Here is a 20,171-nt window from a genome sequence, read left to right as displayed (position 1 = left end):
CACGCCGCTCTTATTCAGGAAGCCCGCTCGCCATGACGCCCCAACCCGCTCTCGATCATCTGTGGTCCGTTGCCGGTTGCGACCCGGCCTCGCTTGCTCACGTCTCTATCGACGGCAACGATCCCGTGCTGCCTTCCGTGTTTCGCGTCGGCACGCTTGCGAGCGCGTCGATTGCCGCGACGGGCCTTGCCGCCGCCGAATGCTTCCGGCTGCGTACGGGCCAGATGCAGCGCGTCGATGTCAGCGTGCGGCGCGCGCTCGCCGCGTTTCGCAGCGAGCGCTATCTGCGCGTCAACGGCGGCTTGCCGCCGGAACTGCGTCATCCCGTGACGGGCTTCTATGCGACGCGCGATGGCCGCTGGATTCAACTGCACACGAACTTTGCGCATCATCTGCAAGGCGTGTTGAACGTGCTCGGCTGCGACGGCGATCGCGGCGCGGTCGCGCAGGCGATTCGTGGCTGGGACGGCGCGAGGCTCGACCAGACACTCGCCGATGCCGGCCTGTGCGCCGCGCTGATCCGCTCACCGCGCGAATGGGCGGCGCTCGATCAGGCAAAGGCGATTGCGAATCTGCCGCTTTTCGAAATCGAGCGGATCGGCGACGCGCCGCCTGAAGCGCCGGGCCGGGGCGCGGCGCAACGGCCGTTGTCGGGCATGCGTGTGCTCGACTTGTCGCGCATCATTGCGGGGCCCGTGGCGGGGCGCGCGCTCGCGCAGCATGGCGCCGATGTGCTCTTGATCAACGGGCCGCATCTGCCGAACATCGCGCCGCTCGTCATCGACAATGGGCGCGGCAAGCGTTCGGCGACGCTCGATCTGCGCGAGGCCTCGGCGCGCGAGCAGTTGCTCGCGCTCGCCGGCGAAGCGGACGTGTTTCTGCAGGCGTACCGGCCGGGCTCGCTCGCCGCGCGCGGCTTCGCGCCCGAGGCGCTGGCGCGCGTCAGGCCCGGCATCGTCTGCGTGTCGATCTCGGCGTATGGGCATGCGGGGCCGTGGGCCGCGCGGCGCGGCTTCGACAGCCTCGTGCAGTCGGCGAGCGGCATCGCGTACACGGAGAGCCGCGCGGCGGGCGTCGATGGGCCGAAGCATCTGCCGTGTCAGGCGCTCGATCACGCGACGGGTTATCTCGCTGCGTTCGGCGCGATGGTCGCGCTCGCGCGCCGCGCGCAGGAAGGCGGCAGCTGGCTCGTGCGGCTGTCGCTCGCGCAGACGGGCCGCTGGCTGCAATCGATGGGACAGATCGAGAGCGGCTGGCGAGCGCCCGACATCACGTATGACGAGGTGCAGGACTGCCTGCACGACGTCGATTCGCCGTTTGGCCGCGTGCGGGCGGCCGCGCCCGCCGAGCAGATGTCCGTGACGCCCGCGTTCTATGCGCAGCCGCCCGTGCCGATCGGCACGCACGCGCCGCGCTGGAACGACTGAGTCGCACGGCGTCTACTTGCGCAATTCGGCGACGAAGTCGTAGTAGTCGTTGCGGCAGTAGGTGTCGGTGAGTTCGATGGCGCGCTGATCGGCCGTATAGCCGATGCGCGTGATGAGCAGCAGCGCTTCATTTGGCGCGATGCTCATTTGCTGCGCGATTTCGTCGCTCGCGTTGACGGCGCGGAAGTGTTGCAACGCGCGCACGATGGTCAGCCCGCGCTGCTCGAGATACGTGTACAGCGAATCGCCGATCGCCTGCGGATCGGGAATGATCGACGCGGGGAACGTCGAGTTCTCGACGGCCATGACGATGCCATCGGCGAGACGCAAGCGGCGCAGACGCGTGACGGCTGCCGCGGGCGACAACCCGAGCTGGATCACTTCGTCGCGATTGGCGGGCACGATCTCGCGCGACAGCCATTGCGAACTCGGCGTGAAGCCGCGCCGGCGCAGCATTTCGCTGAAGCTCGACAGGCGTGACAACGGATCTTCATAGCGCGGCGTGATGAAGCTGCCCGCGCCCTGCGAGCGGCGTATCAGCCCTTGTTCGACGAGCAGCGCGATCGCCTTGCGCGCCGTGATGCGCGATACGCCGAGCGCATCCGACAGCACACGCTCCGACGGCAGAGCTTCGCCCGCATTCCAGCGGTTCTCGTGAATCGCGTTGCCGAGCTTGCGCGCGAGCTGAAGATACAGCGGCGTATCGTTTTCCGGGTCCGGGCGCAGATCGCGCCAGCGGTCTTCCGAGGCTGGGTTCATGGGTCGGGCGCAAGAAGGGCAAGCGGCAATTTTATGACATCGGCGCGCGGCGTTATAGCGGGGTTTTGCCGGGACGCGGATGCGCTGCGCGATCAAGCGCTACACTCGTTGCGTTGGCCGCTGCCCGGCGGCGCATCACGACATCATTCGCGAGGACGCAACCATGACGAAGGACATCGCCAGCGTGACGCTGCCCGACGGCGAGCGCATTCCGAAGCTGGGGCAGGGCACGTGGGAGATGGGAGAGCATCCATCGCGGCGCAAGGCGGAGATCGATGCGGTGCGCGGCGGCATCGAACTCGGCATGACGTTGATCGATACGGCGGAAATGTACGGCGACGGCGCGACTGAGACGCTCTTGGGCGAAGCGTTGCAGGGCTTGCGCGACGATGTGTTTCTCGTCAGCAAGGTCTATCCGCACAACGCGAGCAGGCGCGGCGTCCGGCATGCATGCGAGCAGTCGTTGAGACGGCTGAAGACTGACCGGATCGATCTGTATCTGCTGCACTGGCGCGGCTCGGTGCCGCTCGAAGAGACGGTCGCGGGCTTCGAGGCGCTGCGCCGCGACGGCAAGATACGTCACTGGGGCGTGAGCAATTTCGATGTCGACGATATGGAAGAGCTCGTCGAGGTGCCGCACGGCGACGCATGCGCGACGAACCAGATTCTCTACAACGTCGCGCGGCGCGGGCCGGAGTTCGATCTGCTGCCATGGCTCGCGGGCCGCAAGATGCCCGCGATGGCGTATAGCCCCGTCGATCATGCGCGTCTGCCGAAGCGCTCGCCGCTCGACGATATTGCGGGCAGACATGGTGTCTCGATGTTTCAGGTCGCGCTTGCGTGGGTGCTGCGGCAGCCCGATGTGCTCGCCATTCCGAAGTCGGGGCGCATCGAGCATGTGCGCGACAACCGGCGCGCGCTCGACCTGCATCTTTGCCCCGACGACCTCGCCGCTATCGATGCGCACTTTCGCCCGCCGCGCAGCAAGCGGCCGCTGGAAATGCTTTGATGTGTCGAGCGGCTAATTGAAGCCGCTATGCCGCGTCGCTCAATTGCGCGCGTGATGCATATGCACCGAGCCGGGCACGGCGCGACGCTGCATCATTCCAGCGCAGGTTGCGTCGCAGCCGACACGCCGCTGGCAGGCAGCGACACGTCGGCTGTGACGATCCACTTCGGAATCACTTCTTCCGCGGATGCGGCCCGAACGAGCTGGGCCGCATCGCGCGGGACTTCGTTTCACCGCGAGTGCGAGGCCGGCGCGGGTTCGCGTTCAGGCGCGGCGTTGAAGCGCGCGCAGTTCGTCGACGGGGATGTGGCAGCGGATGCGATGACCGTCGCCGGCATCCGCAAAGGGCGGGTCCTGTTGCTCGCAAACTGCGCCGAGCTTGCGCGGACAGCGTGTGTGAAACACGCAGCCGGAAGGCGGTGAAGCGGGACTCGGCAATTCGCCTGACAGGCGGATGCGCTGCGTCTTTCCGTTGACGGCCTGCTCGTTGCCGTGCACATCGAGGGTCGGCACCGAAGACAGCAACGCCTCCGTATAAGGATGATGCGGGCCCCCGAACACGGCGGACGCAGGCCCGATTTCGAGCAGGCGGCCGACGTACAGCACCGCGATGCGATCGGACAGATAACGCACGACATGCAGATCGTGCGAGATGAACACATAGCTCACGCCGCGATCGCGTTGAAGGTCGGCGAGCAGATTGAGGATCGCGGCCTGCACGGACACATCGAGCGCGGAAGTCGGCTCGTCGCACACGACGATGCGTGGATCGCCCGCGAACGCGCGCGCAATCGCGACGCGCTGTTTCAAGCCGCCCGACAGCTGCCGCGTGCGCGATCCCAGATAGCGGTCGGGCAGCCGCACGGCTTGAGCGAGCGACGCAAGCCTCGCTTCGCGCGCCTCGCCGCGCAGCGCGGACAGCCGCGACAACGCGCGCCCGATCAGCCGCTTGACGGAATGCGCGCGATTGAGCGCCGAGTCCGGGTTCTGGAACACGATCTGCAGCGACTTCACCTGATCGTCGTTGCGACGCGTGACGCGCGGCGGCAGCGGCGTGCCGTCGAGCTCGATCACGCTGCCGGCGTCGGGCGAGACGAGCCCGAGCAGCAGCTTGGCGAGCGTCGTCTTGCCGCTGCCCGATTCGCCGACGAGCCCGAGCGTCTCGCCCTTCGACAATTCCAGCGACACGTCGTCGACGGCGCGCAGCGCCGCGCCCGCGACGTGGAATGTCTTCGACACGTTTTCCGCGCGCAGGACAGGCGAGCCGGCGCGTGCTTCGCGCGACCGCGCGGGCGCCTCGACGGGCGTCGCGCGAGGCAGCTCGGCCGCGCGCTCGTGATAGTGACAGCGCGACATCTGATCGCCATGCGCGGCGCTCATCCGATACGGCGGCGGCGCTTCGCGGCGGCAGCGCTCGTCGGCGAGACGGCAGCGCTCCGCGTAGATGCAGCCCTGCGTGATGGAGCCCGGCTGCGGCAGGCTGCCCGCGATCGTGTCGAGCCGGTCGGTGTCCTTGCTGCGGCCCGACGTGGGCAGGCAACGCAGCAAACCGACGGTGTACGGATGACGCGGCCGCGCGAACACATCCTGCGTCGCGCCTTCTTCGACGAGCTTGCCCGCGTAAAGCACGCCGACGCGCTCGCACATCCGCCCGATCACCGCGAGGTTGTGGCTGATGAAGAGCACGGCCGTGTCGAACTCCTCGCGCAGTTGCGCGACGAGATCGAGCACTTCGGCTTCGACGGTGGCATCGAGCCCTGTCGTCGGCTCGTCGAGAATCAGCAGCGCGGGCTTCGACGCGAGCGCCATCGCGATCACGACGCGCTGCTGCATGCCGCCCGACAACTGATGAGGATAGCTGTCCATCACGCGCTCAGGCTCGGCGATACGCACCTTGCGCAGCATGTCGGCGGTGTGCTTCAGCGCGTCTTGGTAGGTCGCGCCCGAAGCTTCGAACGCTTCGGCGACCTGGCGCGCAATCGTCAGCGACGGATTGAGCGCGCGCGACGGGTCCTGATACACCATCGAGATCGCGTTCGCGCGCATATCGCGCAGCGCGGCGGCATCGAGCGAATGCACTTCGTTGCCCGCGATCGAAATGCGGCCCGCTTTCACGCGTCCGTTGCGCGGCAGATAACGCAGAGTCGCCATCGCGACCGTCGACTTGCCGCAGCCCGATTCACCGACGAGACCATACGATTCGCCGCGCCGGATGCGGAACGACACGTCCTGCAACACCTCGCGTTCGCGTCCGCGCGTGCGATACGTGACGGTGAGGCCGACGATCGTGAGCGCGTCGGACTGTTCGCTCTTCGATACATCGAAGGCGGCAAACGCAGTGCGGGGAAGGGGAGCGGGCGAGGCGTTCATCCGTCAACGGCTCCCTGCACGGCATCCGCGATCAGATTCACGCCGACCACTAGCGTCGCGATCGCGGCCGCGTCGAACACCACCGTCCACCATGCGCCGCCCGCCATCAGCGTGTACGAATCGGAGAGCGCGAGGCCCCAGTCGGCCGACGGCGGCTGGATGCCGAAGCCGAGAAACGATAGCGTCGCGACCGCGAAGATCGCGTAGCCGAGCCGCACCGTCGCTTCGACGATGATGGGGGGCAGCACGTTCGGGAGGATCTCCGCGAACATGATATAGAGCGCGTTCTCGCCACGCAGTTGCGCCGCGGCGACGTAGTCGAGATGCCGCTCGGCGAACACGGCGGCGCGCACCGTGCGGGCCGTGATCGGCGTGAACGTGATGCCGATCACGAGGATCACCGTAAGGTTCGACGCGCCCACTGCGGCGAGCGCCAGCAGCGCGACGATCACGAGGGGCAGCGCGAGCACGGCATCGATCGCGCGTCCCATCACATTGTCGACCCAGCCGTCGAAATAGCCGACCAGAAGACCGAGCGCGGTGCCCGCGAGCGTGCCGAGCAATGTCGCGAGGGGGGCGATGGTGAGGATGTCGCGCGCGCCGACGATCACGCGCGAGAGCACGTCGCGGCCCAGCTGGTCGGTGCCGAACCAGTGGCCCTTCGCGGGCGGCGTGAGCGAGTTCAGCGGATCGGACGCGTAGGGGTCGAGCGGCGCGATCCACGTTCCCGCCACCGCGCACACGATCCACCACAGCACGATCAGCGCGCCGACGATGAACGTCGGCGAGCGCAGCAGCAAGCGCAGCGTGTCGTAGCGGCTGTCGCGCGCGCGCGGCGCGGCCGCGGGTGAGGACGAGGGCGTCGGCAGCGTCGAGCTCATTCGGCGCTCCTCACCCGCAGACGCGGATTGAGGAGCACGTACAGCGCATCGGCGACGAGATTCGCCAGCGTGTACACGACGCCGATGGTCAGCACGCCGCCTTCGAGCATCGGGAAGTCCTTCGCTTTCGCCGCGTTGTAGATCAGCGAGCCGATGCCCTGATAGTGGAACAGCGTCTCCACGACGACGAGGCCGCCGATCATGTAGCCGAGCTGCGTCGCGGCGACCGTGATGGTCGGCAGCAATGCGTTGCGCAGCACATGCCGCCAGATCACGATATGCGGCGGCAGGCCCTTGAGAATCGCGGTGCGCGTGTAGTCGGCGTCGAGCGCCTCGACGGTGCCCGCGCGCGCCATTCGCGCGATATAGCCGAAGAACACGAAGACAAGCGGCAGTATCGGCAAAACCAGATGCTTCAGTTGCGTGAAGAAGCCTGCGCCGGGCGGCGCGGATGCTTCGATGGGCAGCCATTGCAGCCACACGCCGAACACGAGTATCAGCACGATCGACGACACGAACTCGGGCACCACCGTCGCCGACAGGCCCGCGATGCTGATCGTGCGGTCGAGCCAGCGTCCCGCATGCATCGCCGCCCACACGCCGCCCGCGATGCCGAGCGGCACGACCACGACGAATGCGAACAGGCCGAGCTTCGCGGAGTTCGCGAGCGCGCTGGCGACGAACGGCCCGACGGGCTCGCGAAACGCGTACGACAGGCCCATGTCGCCCTGGACGAAGTGCGTGATCCATTGCGTGTACTGCGCGAGAAGCGGCCGGTCCGCGCCGAGCTGATGATTGAGCGCGGCGACGGCGCGCGCATCGGCGAGCGGCCCGAGAATCGCGCGGCCGATGTTGCCGGGCAGCAGCTGGCCGCCCGCGAACACGATCACCGACAGCAGCCACAGCGTAATCAGCGACAAGCCGATGCGCGTCGCGACGAACCGCACGACGCGCGCTCCGCTGCCGCCGCTGCGAGGGGCGGAAGTCGTAACCGTGGTCGACATCGATGGTCCTTGCTCGCAGCGCCGCGCGTAATCAGGCCGCGAGCGTCGCGCGATCGAAATACATCTGCGCGATCGCAGTGAAGCGCACGCCGTTCAACTGCTTGCGCGCGGCGATCAGCTGATCGTAGAAGAACGGGAAGATCACGGGCGTTTCGTCGAGCAAGAGCGTCTGGATCTGCGCGGAGACTTTTTTCTGCGCGGCGATATCGAGCGCCGCGACATAGTCGGCGACCAGCTTGTCGTACTGCGGGTTATTGAAATGCGCGGCATTCCACGTGCCCGTGCTCGTCAGCGGCGCGCTGAGGAATACGTTCGGCACGCCGCGGCTGCCATAGTCGGTGATGCCCAGGGGCGAATCGAGCCAGTCCGATTTGCCGGGCGTGCCCGAGCCGTAGTATTGCGACTGGCTCTCGACCTTCAGGTTGATGCGAATGCCGGCCGCCTTCGCGTAGTTCTGCACGACGACCGCGAGGTCGGGAATCTCCATGTACTTTTCGGTCGTGAGCGTCACGTCGAAGCCATTGGGCACGCCGGCCTGCGCGAGCAGCTGCTTGGCCTTCGCGACATCGATCTTGCGCTGCGGCATGCCTGCATCCGAAGACGGAAACACGGGCGCAAACGGGCTGTCGTTGCCGACCTGCGCGCGGCCCTTGAAGAGGCCCTTGACGATCACCTCGCGATCGAGCGACAGCGCGAGCGCCTGGCGCACGCGCTTGTCCTTGAACTGCGGACTGTCGACGCGCATGTGAATCTGCCGGTGCGCGCTCGACTTCACGCCGATCACCTTGAATTCCGGGTTGTTCATCAGGCCCTGGCCGCCTTGCACGGTGAAGGTGCCCATCACGTCGCCCTGATGGCCCTGCAGCGCGAGAATCTGCGCCTGCTGATCCGCGTAGAACGTGAACTGCACGCGCTGAGGCAGCGCTTTTTCGCCCCAATAATCGGGATTGCGCACGAACGATGCGCCCACTTTCGGCTGATACTTTTCGAGCTTGAACGGTCCCGTGCCGATGAAGGTCTTCTCGTAGCCGCCCGCGTAGCTCGCGGGCAGGATCACCGCGTTGTAGTTATCCGACGACACGTAATAGGGGAAATTGCCGTTCGGCGCGTCGAGATGGAACGCGACCGTGTGATCGTCGACGACCTTTGTGCCGCCCTTCGACAGCACGCCCTTGAGCGTCGACAGCGCCGCCGAGCCGGCGGCGGGATCGGCGAGCCGGTCGAACGTCGCGGCGACGTCCTTCGCCGTAAAGGGCTGGCCGTCGTGGAACTTGACGTTTTCGCGCAGCTTGAAGGTCCACACGTCGCCCTTGTCGTTCGGCTTCCACGACAGCGCGAGCGCGGGCTTGAGCGTCTGCTTTTCGCCGTCGTCGTCGATCAGGAATTCGCCCGTCTGGTTCAGCAGGCACAGGCCCGCGGCATCCGTGACCGTCATTGGATCGACGGCGCCCGCGGGCGTCAGATGCGCGACGCGGATCGTCGCGTTCGCGCCAGCCGCCCCTTGCGCGCGCGCGCTGCGCGGCACCAACAGACCGCCGCCCGCGAGCGACATGCCGATTACGCTCGCATAACGGAGCAGTTCGCGCCGCGTGAGACGGCCGGCGAGAAATTCGTCGATGGCGTGATTGCCGTGGGCGCCGGCGCTGCGGCGCGTCGCCTCCAGATCAACAGCTTCTGCTGAGTCAGGCGCAAAACGCGGGTCCGCGGAATTCTTCATCGATGGTTGGTCCGATCCGTTCTGTTGGGACGCCACGGGCTGTTGCGCGAGGCGCTGCGGTGGTAGTGCGACGACGATGCGGGTTCAGTGTAAGCGATTGCTTCCGTATTGGGAGCATCCGCAGCGATGCGCGGTTCCCTTCAGACGATTCGGTTCGGGAGTTGTGTCGCGCGCACAACGGCGTGGCGCGCCAACGGGCGCTTTTGCGGCCGATCCGGCGCTCGCGCAGCGGTGCGCCCGATACGGCCCGGACACTAGCCCTCGCGGCCGAGCGGCGCGGGCCTGCGCCAGCGATGAAACAGGATCGAGCCGATCCAGCACAGCATGAAGACGCAGACGATGCCGTAGCCCAGCATGCCGAAACGCGCGTTGACGGCGGCCACCGCATCCCATGGGCCACCGTTCAGGCCCAGCTTGTCCGACAGCAAACCGAGTGCCTCGATGCCGCCGATCGCGATTGCCACGACAGCCGACACGAACGTGATGCTGGCGTTGTAGTAGAGCTTGCGCTTCGGGTCGTCCATCGCCCAGCCGTACGCGTGGACCATCAGCACGTTGTCCGTCGAATCGACGAGCGTCATGCCCGCCGTGAAGAGCGCGGGGAACACGAGGATCGAATACAGCGGCAGGCCTTTGCCTGCTTCGGCGGCGGCAATGGCGAGCAGGCCGATCTCCGTTGCCGTGTCGAAGCCGAGGCCAAACAGTACGCCGACGGGGTACATGTGCCAGCTCTTCGTCACGAGCCGGAAGAGGGGCTTGAGCGCACGCGACAGCAGGCCGGCGGGCGCGCCCACCGATGCATGATCGTGCGGCAGTGGTGCGCCGCGCTGCAGGTGCCGGTAGCGTCGCCATACATCGCGCAGGATAGCGAGATTCACGCCGGCGAGCACGAGCAGAAAGCCCGACGACACGAGCGTGCCGATCGTCCCGCCGACCGCGTGAAATGCTGCGAAGCGCCCGTGCAGCGACAGCGCCGTCAACGCGATGCCGACGGTCGCCGCGATCACGACGGACGAATGCCCGAGCGAAAACGCGAGCCCCACGCCGAGCGGCCGCTTGCCTTCCTGCATCAGCTTGCGCGTGACGGCATCGATGGCGGCGATGTGGTCGGCATCGACGGCATGCCGCAGGCCGAAGCCATATGCGAGCATCGCGGTGCCGAGCAGCAGCGGATAGTCGCGAAAGGCGATCAGCGCCCACGACCACGCGGCGAGGTTCGCGGCGATCAGTCCGGCGTACAGCGTGACGAGGCGAGGGCGCAGCGAAAAGGTCGGCGTCATGCGGGCGTTGTGTCGGGGCGTTGTATCGGCCGCCGGCTTCAGGCGGCGATGGTGTCAGTGGTCGTGCGGATGCTTGTGGATGGGATCGACCCAGTAGACGGTTTCGGGTTTCTCGACGGCGTCGATGTTCAGGTTCACAACGACGGCTTCGTTGTCGCTGCGCACGAGCACGCATTCGAGCGGATCGTCGGTGCTCGCGTTGATCTCCTGATGGGGCACGTAAGGCGGCACGAAGATGAAGTCGCCGGGGCCTGCTTCCGCCGTGAACTCCAGATGCTCGCCCCAGCGCATCCGCGCATGCCCGCGCACCACGTAGATCACGCTTTCCAGCGCGCCGTGATGATGCGCGCCCGTCTTCGCGTTCGGATGAATCGTCACGGTGCCCGCCCACAGCTTCTGTGCGCCGACGCGGGCGGCGTTGATCGCGGCGGCGCGGTTCATGCCGGGAGTCTGCGGCGTGTTCGTGTCGAGCTGGTCGCCTTTGATGACCCTGACGCCATGCTCACGCCAGTCGATGGATTCCTGGGGCGGTTGTTGGTCGTGGGGCATGAGCGGTCTCCTTGGCTGCGCGCTTGCGCCTTTGCGTCAGGTCATTCTGGCACGGTCAAAAAGTTTGCGTATGGATCGTCGGATGCGAATGGTGCAGCGGTTCGCAAGCGAATGCCTGACTGGAAAGATCTTTGGCCAATTGACGTCTCATGCGATGGCACCGTCAGCCGTCGAAACTTTTAACCATATTCAAGACCTCATGCGGCAAGCCATCGTCAGGATTGCCTGGAGAAGAAAACGATCGCGCAGAGGCTGCGAATAGAGCGCCGATTTGTGAACCGTCTGCGCAGGAATGCTTCGCGCCTCGGCGGGCGCGAACCAACAAAAAAGCCCGTCCTTGCGAACGGGCTTGTGTGGTCAACGAAACACCGGCCTATTTGCCCTTCGAATTAATAATTGCCTCCGACACGTTCGTCGGCGTCTCGGCATAGTGCTTGAACTCCATCGTGTAAGTCGCCCGGCCTTGCGTGAGCGAGCGCAGCGAAGTCGAATAGCCGAACATCTCCGCGAGCGGCACTTCGGCGCGCACGAGCTTGCCACCGCCGCCCGCGATATCTTCCATGCCTTGCACGATGCCTCGGCGGCCCGACAGGTCGCCCATCACGTTGCCCATGAACTCCTCGGGCGTTTCCACTTCGACGGCCATCATCGGTTCGAGCAGCACCGGCTTCGCCTTGCGCATCGCTTCCTTGAACGCCATCGAGCCGGCCATGCGGAACGCGTTTTCGTTCGAGTCGACGTCGTGGTACGAACCGAACGTTAGCGTCACCTTCACGTCGACGACGGGATAGCCTGCGAGCACCCCCGCCTTGAGCGTTTCCTGAATGCCCTTGTCGACGGCCGGGATGAATTCGCGCGGAATCACGCCGCCCTTGATCGCGTCGATGAACTGATACCCCTTGCCGTGATCGGGCTCGAGCGAGATCACGGCATGGCCGTACTGGCCGCGACCGCCCGACTGCTTGACGAACTTGCCTTCGACGTTTTCGACCTTGTTGCGCACCGTCTCGCGATACGCAACCTGCGGTTTGCCAACGGTCGCCTCGACGCCGAACTCGCGCTTCATCCGGTCGACGAGAATTTCGAGGTGCAGCTCGCCCATGCCGGAGATGATGGTCTGGCCGGATTCCTCGTCGGTCGTGACGCGAAACGACGGGTCCTCCTGCGCGAGACGGTTCAGCGCAATGCCCATCTTTTCCTGGTCGGCCTTGGTCTTCGGCTCCACCGCCTGCGAGATCACCGGGTCCGGGAAAATCATCCGTTCGAGGATGATGATGTTGTTCGGGTCGCATAGCGTGTCGCCCGTGGTCGCTTCCTTCAGACCGACGGCGGCCGCGATGTCGCCCGCGCGCACTTCCTTGATTTCCTTGCGCTCGTTCGCGTGCATCTGAAGAATGCGGCCGAGGCGCTCCTTCTTTTCCTTCACCGGGTTGTAGACGGTGTCGCCCGATTCGACGACGCCCGAATACACGCGGAAGAAGATCAACTGGCCGACGAACGGGTCCGTCATGATCTTGAACGCGAGCGCGGAGAACGGCTCGTCGTCGCTCGGATGACGCTCCGCTTGCTCGTCGTCCTCGGTGTGGCCGAGAATCGCGGGCACGTCCACAGGCGACGGCAGATAGTCGATCACGGCGTCGAGCATCGCCTGCACGCCCTTGTTCTTGAACGCGCTGCCGCACAGCATCGGCACGATCTCATTCGCAATGGTGCGCTTTCTGATGCCCGCCTTGATCTCGTCTTCCGTCAGGCTCTCATGATCGGTCAGATACTTTTCGAGCAGTTCTTCGCTCGATTCCGCCGCGGCCTCGACCATCTTTTCGCGCCACTCGTGCGCGAGTTCCTTGAGGTTGTCGGGGATCTCTTCGTACGAGAACTTGATGCCCTGGCTCTCGTCGTCCCAGACGATCGCCTTCATCTTCACGAGATCGACGACGCCCTGGAAACTGTCTTCCGCGCCGACGGGAATCTGGATGGGCACGGCGACGCCTTTGAGGCGCTCGCCGATCTGCCGCTGCACGCGGAAGAAGTCCGCGCCGACGCGGTCCATCTTGTTGACGAACGCGATGCGCGGCACCTTGTACTTGTTCGCCTGGCGCCACACGGTTTCGGACTGCGGCTGCACGCCGCCGACGGAGTCGTACACCATGCAGGCGCCGTCGAGCACGCGCATCGAGCGCTCGACTTCGATCGTGAAGTCGACGTGCCCCGGCGTGTCGATGATGTTGATCCGGTGCTCCGGATAATTGCCGGCCATGCCTTTCCAGAACGCCGTCGTGGCCGCCGACGTGATCGTGATGCCGCGCTCCTGCTCCTGTTCCATCCAGTCCATCGTCGCCGCACCGTCGTGAACCTCGCCGATCTTGTGAGTCACGCCGGTGTAGAAAAGAATGCGTTCGGTGGTGGTGGTCTTGCCGGCATCGATGTGAGCACTGATACCGATGTTCCGGTATCGCTCGATAGGAGTCTTGCGGGGCACGTGAACCTCCATGAGTTGGCGCGCCGGTGAATGGCGCCGGGCCTTTCCGCTGATATCTGCTGCGCTGCCCGGACGATCTCGGTGCTGCTGGTGAGACTATAAGAATAGCGTGTCGCCCTGGCTTTTGCAGGAATCCTGCCAGCGCACGCCAGACGGGGCTCGCGCGCCGCGTTGCGGTGCAGCGGACGCAAAAAAGCCGGCGCGCCCCAGGGGCGCGACGGCTCGCGTTGTGTCGTGCGGCGGGTGCAGTTCCAGCGGGCGAACCGCCGGGACTGCCAAGGTACGGGGTACGGGACAGCCGCACAGTCGCGCGAAAGCCCGAAGCGGGGCGCGCGCCGCATCGACGGCAGGCGCTTTCTGCAGTTCGCCTATTGCGGCGCCGGCAGCCCCTGAATCTTCATGCCGGGCTTGATGCCCTTCGACGTGAACCAGCCCTTGCTCATCTCGAGCGCATAGACGCCGTTGTTCTTCGGGCAATGGTTGTCCGTCGTTTCCGCCTTCATCTCGTCGATATCCGTGATCGTGCCGTCCGCGCGCATGAACGCGATCGACAGCGGAATCAACGTGTTCTTCATCCAGAAGCAATGCACGGCGTTCTCGCCGAACACGAAGAGCATGCCTTCGTTGGGCGCGAGTTGCGTGCGGTACATCAAGCCTTGCTCGCGGTCCGTGTCGTTCGCGGCGACGGCTGCGTCGATGACGAACATGCCCGCCGAGAGTTTCGCGCGCGGAAAATCGCCGGGCTGCTTCGCGCCTTGCGGCATCGGCTGCGCGTGCGCGTCCTGCGCGGACGTCGCAGCCAACGACAATGCGGACACTGCAGCGACAGGCAATGCAACTGCAACTGCGAAGCGCGCCATCAACGAGCGCAATGAAAATCGCACGAGTGACTCCTTGCTGAATATGAACCGCGAATGTTACGCGAGCGCGTCAAAAACAAAAAGGCAGAGAGCCTTGTGGCCATCTGCCTTTCAACGCCGTAAGAACGGCCGTGAAGCTAATTCTTGACTGCGTTATTGCAACAACAAACTTATTCCGACGCTGCCGAAGCTGCTGCTGCCGGAGCTGCCTTCTTGTGCGACTTCTTGTGCGAAACCTTCTTCGTTGCCTTGTGCGACGAAGCTGCTGCCGGAGCTGCCGGAGCTGCCGCTTCCGGTGCCGAAGCTTGTGCGAATGCTGCCGTTGCGAAGAGACCAGCGACCAGAGCGGCGATCAGTTTGTTCATTGTGTGAATCCTCAGCTTTAGTAAATTAACCCAATGACCCGGTTGGATTGAGTCATGTCGTTAAACGTGCCGTCCACCTTTCGGTTGACATCCGCATCGAAGAAATTTTTCTTTGCGGCTGCGAGCGTTCAGACACCTTCTTACACGTCGTTGGAGCGGCTTGTGCAAAGGCTCTTGAGGCTGAATGCCGGACAGCTTCAGCGGCATCTGCGTCGAATAACGCGTGAGCTCGCGACACGGTTGACGAAAAATTTCAGGAAATTTTTCGAGTGCGCGCCCGGAGTTTCCATTTGATTTTTTGGGCACTTTTTTGGGCGCTTTTGCGCGCGCATACCGATTGTGGAATCACACGAAAATGCATGTCGGGACAACGGCTTAGCAGGCAATGGACGGATCTTTCGCGTTCGACCAAGGCGCTATCGGAGACCGTCCCAGGGCGCGCGCGCCGGCAGCGCGATGCTCTCGCCAGGCTGCAATCCGAGCGAAAAAATATCGAGCACGCCGACGCCGACGCGCACGAGCCGCAGTGTCGGAAAGCCGACGGCCGCCGTCATCCGGCGCACCTGACGGTTCTTGCCTTCCGTGATCGAGAGCTCGATCCATGTCGTGGGAATCGCGGCACGATAGCGAATGGGTGGCGTGCGCGCCCATAGCAGGTCGCTGGATTCGACGAACGCCGCGCGGCATGGCTGCGTCACATAGTCGCCCAGATCGACGCCGCGCGCGAGCGCCTGCAGATCGCGCCCGGAGGGCGCGCCTTCCACCTGCGCCCAGTAGCGCTTCACCAGCTTGTGACGCGGTTCGGCGATGCGCGCCTGCAACGCGCCATCGTCCGTGAGCAGGATGAGACCTTCGCTGTCGGAATCGAGGCGTCCCGCGGGATAGACGCCCGGCACCTTCACCCAGTCGGCGAGCGACGCGCGCGTCTCGTGCGGCGAAAACTGACAGATCGTGCCGAAGGGTTTGTTGAGGGCGAGCAGAGTCATGCGTGTATCAGGACGACGGGCAGGATGGCGCGGCTGCGGCGCCGCAATCGACGCGTTGCCTGTATAAACAACGGCCAGGAGCCGTAGCAAATCACGAGATCTTAAAGCATAATAGCGGTCGTCGAGTCCTATATCTTATATAAGACATAGGACGCGCGAAGCCTGTCTCCGATCTGCGCCACCGCCAAAAAACGCGTGTGTCCGTGCACGTCCCGAGGGCGGACGGGTGCCGACGTGGGCTAGAATAGGCGCCTCGCCGCTTGCTGCATCGGCCTCTGGCATCGGCATTTGCATCGGCGTTGCGCCGCGTCGCGCATACGAGGAGCGCCCCGGTTTCGCATTTCGACCTGTTCTCACAGCACAGCTATCACTGGAGTCCGATCATGGCGTATCAGCACATTACGGTTCCGGCTGACGGTGACAAGATCACCGTCAACGCGGATTTCTCGCTCAACGTTTCCGACCAGCCGATCATTCCGTATATCGAAGGCGACGGCACGGGCGTCGACATTACGCCCGTGATGATCAAGGTAGTCGATGCAGCCGTCGAAAAGGCGTACGGCGGCAAGAAGAAGATCCAATGGATGGAAATCTACGCAGGCGAAAAGGCGACCAAGGTCTACGGTCCCGACGTATGGCTGCCCGACGAAACACTGCAGGTGCTGAAGGAGTACGTCGTTTCGATCAAAGGGCCGCTGACGACGCCCGTCGGCGGCGGCATCCGTTCGCTGAATGTCGCGCTGCGCCAGGAACTCGACCTGTATGTGTGCCTGCGTCCCGTGCAGTACTTCAAGGGCGTGCCGTCGCCGCTGCGCGAGCCGGAAAAGGTCAACATGGTGATCTTCCGCGAGAACTCGGAAGACATTTACGCGGGCATCGAATGGGCGGCTGAGTCGCCGGAAGCGAAGAAGGTCATCAAGTTCCTGCGCGAAGAAATGGGCGTGAAGAAGATCCGCTTCCCGGACACGTCGGGTATCGGCGTGAAGCCGGTGTCGCGCGAAGGCACGGAGCGTCTGGTGCGCAAGGCGATCCAGTACGCGATTGACAACGAGCGCCGCACGGTCACGCTGGTGCACAAGGGCAATATCATGAAGTACACGGAAGGCGCGTTCCGTGATTACGGCTATGCGCTTGCGCAGAAGGAATTCGGCGCGGAGCTGATCGAGGGCGGCCCGTGGATGAAGGTGAAGAATCCGAAGACGGGCACCGACATCGTCGTGAAGGACGTGATCGCCGATGCGTTCCTGCAGCAGATCCTGCTGCGTCCCGCCGAGTACGACGTGATCGCCACGCTGAACCTGAACGGCGACTACATCTCCGATGCGCTCGCGGCGCAGGTCGGCGGCATCGGCATCGCGCCTGGCGCGAACATGTCGGATTCAGTCGCGATGTTCGAGGCGACGCACGGCACGGCGCCGAAGTACGCGGGCAAGGACTATGTGAACCCCGGTTCCGAGATCCTGTCGGCGGAAATGATGCTGCGTCATCTCGGCTGGACGGAAGCAGCGGATGCGATCATCAAGTCGATGGAGAAGTCGATTCTTTCGAAGCGCGTCACCTATGACTTCGCGCGTCTGATGGAAGGCGCGACGCAGGTGTCGTGTTCGGGCTTCGGGCAGGTGATGATCGAGAACATGTAAGCGCGGACCAGCGTTTGCGTACCACAGACGAACCCCGCCGGGCCCACGCCCGGCGGGGTTTTGTTTTTGCGGTGCGCCTGGCGGCTCCAGCCGCGCGGCTGCGTTATGATCGGCCGATACCATTCGACTCCAGACAGCGCATGTTCGCCTCGACCGACATGAACCTGTTGTCGCGCATCATCATCGTATTGACGCTCGCCTTGCTCGGCATGCAACGCGCGTCTGCGTGCGAGCATCACGACGCATCGAAGCGAACGATCAGCGCACGTGAACCGGCGCTCGCGATGGCAGCGTATGACGATCGGTCAATTCACTCGCGCGATTCCCGTTTGCCATGCGGCCACGCTCACTCGTCGTGCTGCGTGACGGCATGCGGCCCGCATTGCAGCGCGCTGCCGTCAACCGTGCGGGTGCCCGCGCTCACAGCGTCGTCCCCCGCGCGGGGCGCCGCTAGCGATCCCGCACGCGCCGGCGTCACCCCGCGCGCCGCCAGTGCGGCCGCCGATCGTGTGACCGTTCGATGTCAGCGCCTCTTTGAGCAGCGCACAACACGAAACGACGCGTGAACGCCTTCACGCTCGCCCGAGATCACATGATCGATGCGCGCCGCCCGCAGTGGTCTTGCCGCGCCGCATCAGCAAGGAACCGATCCATGATTCGCAGGGAATTTCTCGCCCGCACATTGAGCGCCGCCGTCGCGTCGCTCTTCGCGCGCGGCGTCTTCGCACAGCATTCGATGCATGACATGCATGGCACGTCCGGCATGAGCGATATGGAAGACATGCCCGGCATGCCGTCGACTCATGCCGCAAAACCGCACGCCGGCCAACCCGCCGCGAAACTCGCGCCCGAGACGGCGCTGCCCGCGGGCGCGCCGCTTGCCGCATTGCGAAAACTCGCGAACGAGAGCACGGAGCCCGGCGTCTTTCGCGCGATGCTCGTCGCGCAACCCGTGCGCCGCCAGCTAATGGCGGGGCATTCCACCTCGTTGTGGCTTTACGGCGACGCCGCGCAAGGGCCGATCGTCGGGCCGCTGATCGACGTGCGCGAAGGCGATAACGTCGAGATCCGCTTCGTCAACCATCTGCCGCAAGCATCGACGATTCATTGGCATGGTCTGCCCGTTCCACCCGATCAGGACGGCAATCCGATGAATCCCGTCGCACCGGGCGGGACGCACGTGTACCGTTTCACATTGCCGCAGGGCAGCGCGGGCACGTACTGGTATCACTCGCATCCGCACATGATGTCGTCGGAGCAGGTGTTTCGCGGGCTCGCGGGCCCCATCGTCGTGCGTGCCGCCGACGATCCCCTCGCCGCGTTTCCCGAACGGCATCTTTTTTTCTCGGACCTGAAACTCGCGAGCGACGCATCGATTGCGCCGAACGACGTCATGGACTGGATGAACGGCCGCGAAGGCCAGTTCGTGCTAGTGAACGGCGCGCGCCGTCCTCTGATCGCCATCGCGCAGGACGAGCGCTGGCGTCTGTGGAATGGTTGCAATGCCCGCTATTTGAGATTGTCGCTCGGTGACAAACAGATCTTCACTCAGGTCGGCACCGATGGCGGCCTGCTCGACAAGCCGCGCGACGGTCTGACGGAGCTGCTGCTCGCGCCGGGCGAGCGCGCGGAAATCGTGGTGCGCGCGGGTGCGCAGCCATCGACGGCGACGCTCACGGCTGCCGTCTACGACCGCCGCAAAATGACGATGACCGAGGGCAGCGGCCTGCCTCCCGAGCCGGCCAAACCGCTCGCCGACATCCGCTTCGAGCCAGGCGCGCAAGCGGCGGCGCGCGCCGTGCCGCAAACGCTGCGGCACATCGCGCCGCTGCTGTCATCGACGGGTCATGCGGATGGCAATGCACCGCAAAAATCGGTCGTCTTCACCGAGGCGATGGACATGATGGCGATGCACCGTCCCGGCGCGTCGATGTCGGCGCTGCCGCCCGGCATGCGCTTCCTGATCAACGGCGCGGCGTTCGATCCGGCGCGCATCGCGCTGACGAGCCGGCGCGGCGAGGTCGAGGTATGGTCAATCGAAAACCGCACCGACATGGATCATCCGTTTCACCTGCATGGCACGCAGTTTCAGGTGATCGAGCGCGAGCAGGGCGGCGCGAAAACGCCGGAGCCGTTTCTCGCGTGGCGCGACACCGTCAATGTGCAGCCGGGACAGACGGTGCGCATCGCGACGGTTCAGCGCGACGCGGGCGAGCGGATGTTCCATTGCCACATCCTGGAACATGAGGACCTCGGCATGATGGCGACCCTCAAGGTTGTCTGATCGCCGCCGTAGTTATCGATAGACACGCGACTCGCGCCGGAAACGAAAAAACCCGGCGCGAGGCCGGGTTTTCAAGGCTGCGGAATCGAACCGTATCAGGCTGCGGACTGAATGTTCGATGCCTGTTTGCCCTTCGGGCCTTGAACGACCTCGAAGCTCACCTTCTGGCCTTCCTTGAGGGTCTTGAAACCGTTCATCTGGATAGCCGAAAAGTGTGCAAACAGATCCTCACCGCCTTCGTCGGGCGTAATGAATCCGAAACCTTTTGCGTCGTTGAACCACTTGACCGTACCAGTTGCCATACCAACTTCCCCTGTAACTCAAAAGCTGCCACGAGCCCTCGAAAAGCTCAACGACCGCGGGATGCAGTCGCCCCTCCTCACAAGCTCACCAACGGCATTTTTTCGTATAGACCGCTTATTGAAAAAAGTGCCAGCTTGATTGTTGAGGCTCTTTATTCGAGTGTCAAGAAAATTTTGAGACGCCCATTTCTTCGTTGTAAAGAACCAATTTCCAGGGTTTCTCCCGCTTTTCTTATGTGCGGTGGCGCAAGCGGTCCGT

General features: G+C 64.6%; 16 protein-coding genes. 4 read left to right on the top strand and 12 right to left on the bottom strand.

The genetic code is table 11. From position 1 onward, the window contains the following. Positions 1-32 precede the first annotated feature (32 nt). Entirely contained in the window at positions 33-1,427 is a 1,395-nt protein-coding gene (locus tag J8I87_RS16600; protein WP_209932588.1) for a CoA transferase, read from the top strand. A 12-nt stretch (positions 1,428-1,439) separates the two neighbouring features. Here the strand turns inward: J8I87_RS16600 and J8I87_RS16595 are convergent, their stop codons facing one another. Next, positions 1,440-2,186, bottom strand: a complete 747-nt coding sequence (locus tag J8I87_RS16595; RefSeq protein WP_209932586.1) for a GntR family transcriptional regulator — start codon at positions 2,184-2,186, stop codon at positions 1,440-1,442. A gap of 163 nt (positions 2,187-2,349) precedes the next feature. Here J8I87_RS16595 and J8I87_RS16590 point away from each other — a divergent pair, with 163 nt between their 5' ends. After that, positions 2,350-3,195 (top strand): aldo/keto reductase, encoded by an 846-nt coding sequence (locus tag J8I87_RS16590; protein ID WP_209932584.1) that lies wholly within the window; start codon positions 2,350-2,352, stop codon positions 3,193-3,195. A gap of 264 nt (positions 3,196-3,459) precedes the next feature. Here J8I87_RS16590 and J8I87_RS16585 read toward each other — a convergent pair whose 3' ends face one another. From J8I87_RS16585 to J8I87_RS16540, 10 genes are all read right to left on the bottom strand, one after another. After that, positions 3,460-5,565 carry an ABC transporter ATP-binding protein gene (locus tag J8I87_RS16585; protein ID WP_209932582.1) on the bottom strand — a complete coding sequence of 702 codons (2,106 nt, stop codon included), beginning with the start codon at positions 5,563-5,565 and terminating at the stop codon, positions 3,460-3,462. Then, positions 5,562-6,446 carry an ABC transporter permease gene (locus tag J8I87_RS16580; protein ID WP_209932580.1) on the bottom strand — a complete coding sequence of 295 codons (885 nt, stop codon included), beginning with the start codon at positions 6,444-6,446 and terminating at the stop codon, positions 5,562-5,564. The genes J8I87_RS16585 and J8I87_RS16580 overlap by 4 nt, the downstream gene beginning before the upstream one ends. Further along, positions 6,443-7,450 carry an ABC transporter permease gene (locus tag J8I87_RS16575; RefSeq protein ID WP_209932578.1) on the bottom strand — a complete coding sequence of 336 codons (1,008 nt, stop codon included), beginning with the start codon at positions 7,448-7,450 and terminating at the stop codon, positions 6,443-6,445. The genes J8I87_RS16580 and J8I87_RS16575 overlap by 4 nt, the downstream gene beginning before the upstream one ends. 31 nt (positions 7,451-7,481) lie before the next feature. Beyond that, positions 7,482-9,167 carry an ABC transporter substrate-binding protein gene (locus tag J8I87_RS16570; protein WP_209932576.1) on the bottom strand — a complete coding sequence of 562 codons (1,686 nt, stop codon included), beginning with the start codon at positions 9,165-9,167 and terminating at the stop codon, positions 7,482-7,484. A gap of 254 nt (positions 9,168-9,421) precedes the next feature. Beyond that, entirely contained in the window at positions 9,422-10,447 is a 1,026-nt protein-coding gene (locus J8I87_RS16565; protein WP_209932573.1) for a HoxN/HupN/NixA family nickel/cobalt transporter, read from the bottom strand. A gap of 54 nt (positions 10,448-10,501) precedes the next feature. Continuing rightward, positions 10,502-10,996, bottom strand: coding sequence for a cupin domain-containing protein (locus tag J8I87_RS16560; protein ID WP_209932571.1), 495 nt, complete (start codon positions 10,994-10,996; stop codon positions 10,502-10,504). Positions 10,997-11,369: 373 nt separating this feature from the next. Further along, on the bottom strand, positions 11,370-13,475 hold the full coding sequence (gene fusA / locus J8I87_RS16555; protein WP_209932569.1) for an elongation factor G: 2,106 nt from the start codon (positions 13,473-13,475) through the stop codon (positions 11,370-11,372). A gap of 368 nt (positions 13,476-13,843) precedes the next feature. After that, positions 13,844-14,359 (bottom strand): DUF192 domain-containing protein, encoded by a 516-nt coding sequence (locus J8I87_RS16550; RefSeq protein ID WP_209932567.1) that lies wholly within the window; start codon positions 14,357-14,359, stop codon positions 13,844-13,846. 146 nt (positions 14,360-14,505) lie between these two features. Continuing rightward, on the bottom strand, positions 14,506-14,700 hold the full coding sequence (locus J8I87_RS16545) for a hypothetical protein (protein ID WP_209932566.1): 195 nt from the start codon (positions 14,698-14,700) through the stop codon (positions 14,506-14,508). A gap of 416 nt (positions 14,701-15,116) precedes the next feature. Next, complete coding sequence (locus tag J8I87_RS16540; protein ID WP_209932565.1) at positions 15,117-15,686, bottom strand: pseudouridine synthase; 570 nt, start codon at positions 15,684-15,686, stop codon at positions 15,117-15,119. A gap of 383 nt (positions 15,687-16,069) precedes the next feature. Here J8I87_RS16540 and icd point away from each other — a divergent pair, with 383 nt between their 5' ends. Together icd and J8I87_RS16530 are read left to right on the top strand one after the other, a co-directional pair. Beyond that, on the top strand, positions 16,070-17,326 hold the full coding sequence (icd, locus tag J8I87_RS16535) for an NADP-dependent isocitrate dehydrogenase (RefSeq protein WP_209932564.1): 1,257 nt from the start codon (positions 16,070-16,072) through the stop codon (positions 17,324-17,326). 652 nt (positions 17,327-17,978) lie between these two features. After that, positions 17,979-19,610: a multicopper oxidase family protein gene (locus J8I87_RS16530; protein WP_209932562.1), complete on the top strand. Its 1,632-nt coding sequence runs from the start codon at positions 17,979-17,981 to the stop codon at positions 19,608-19,610. Between the two features lie 95 nt (positions 19,611-19,705). On the opposite strand, the gene cspD is transcribed toward J8I87_RS16530, so the two are convergent. Beyond that, complete coding sequence (cspD, locus tag J8I87_RS16525) at positions 19,706-19,912, bottom strand: cold shock domain-containing protein CspD (RefSeq protein ID WP_007586257.1); 207 nt, start codon at positions 19,910-19,912, stop codon at positions 19,706-19,708. Positions 19,913-20,171 lie beyond the last annotated feature (259 nt).

This window comes from Paraburkholderia sp. LEh10 (assembly GCF_017814945.1).
Classification (GTDB): Bacteria; Pseudomonadota; Gammaproteobacteria; order Burkholderiales; family Burkholderiaceae; genus Paraburkholderia.
The sequence above is the reverse complement of the archived record's forward strand: the minus strand, read 5'-3'. Positions and strand labels throughout refer to the sequence as shown.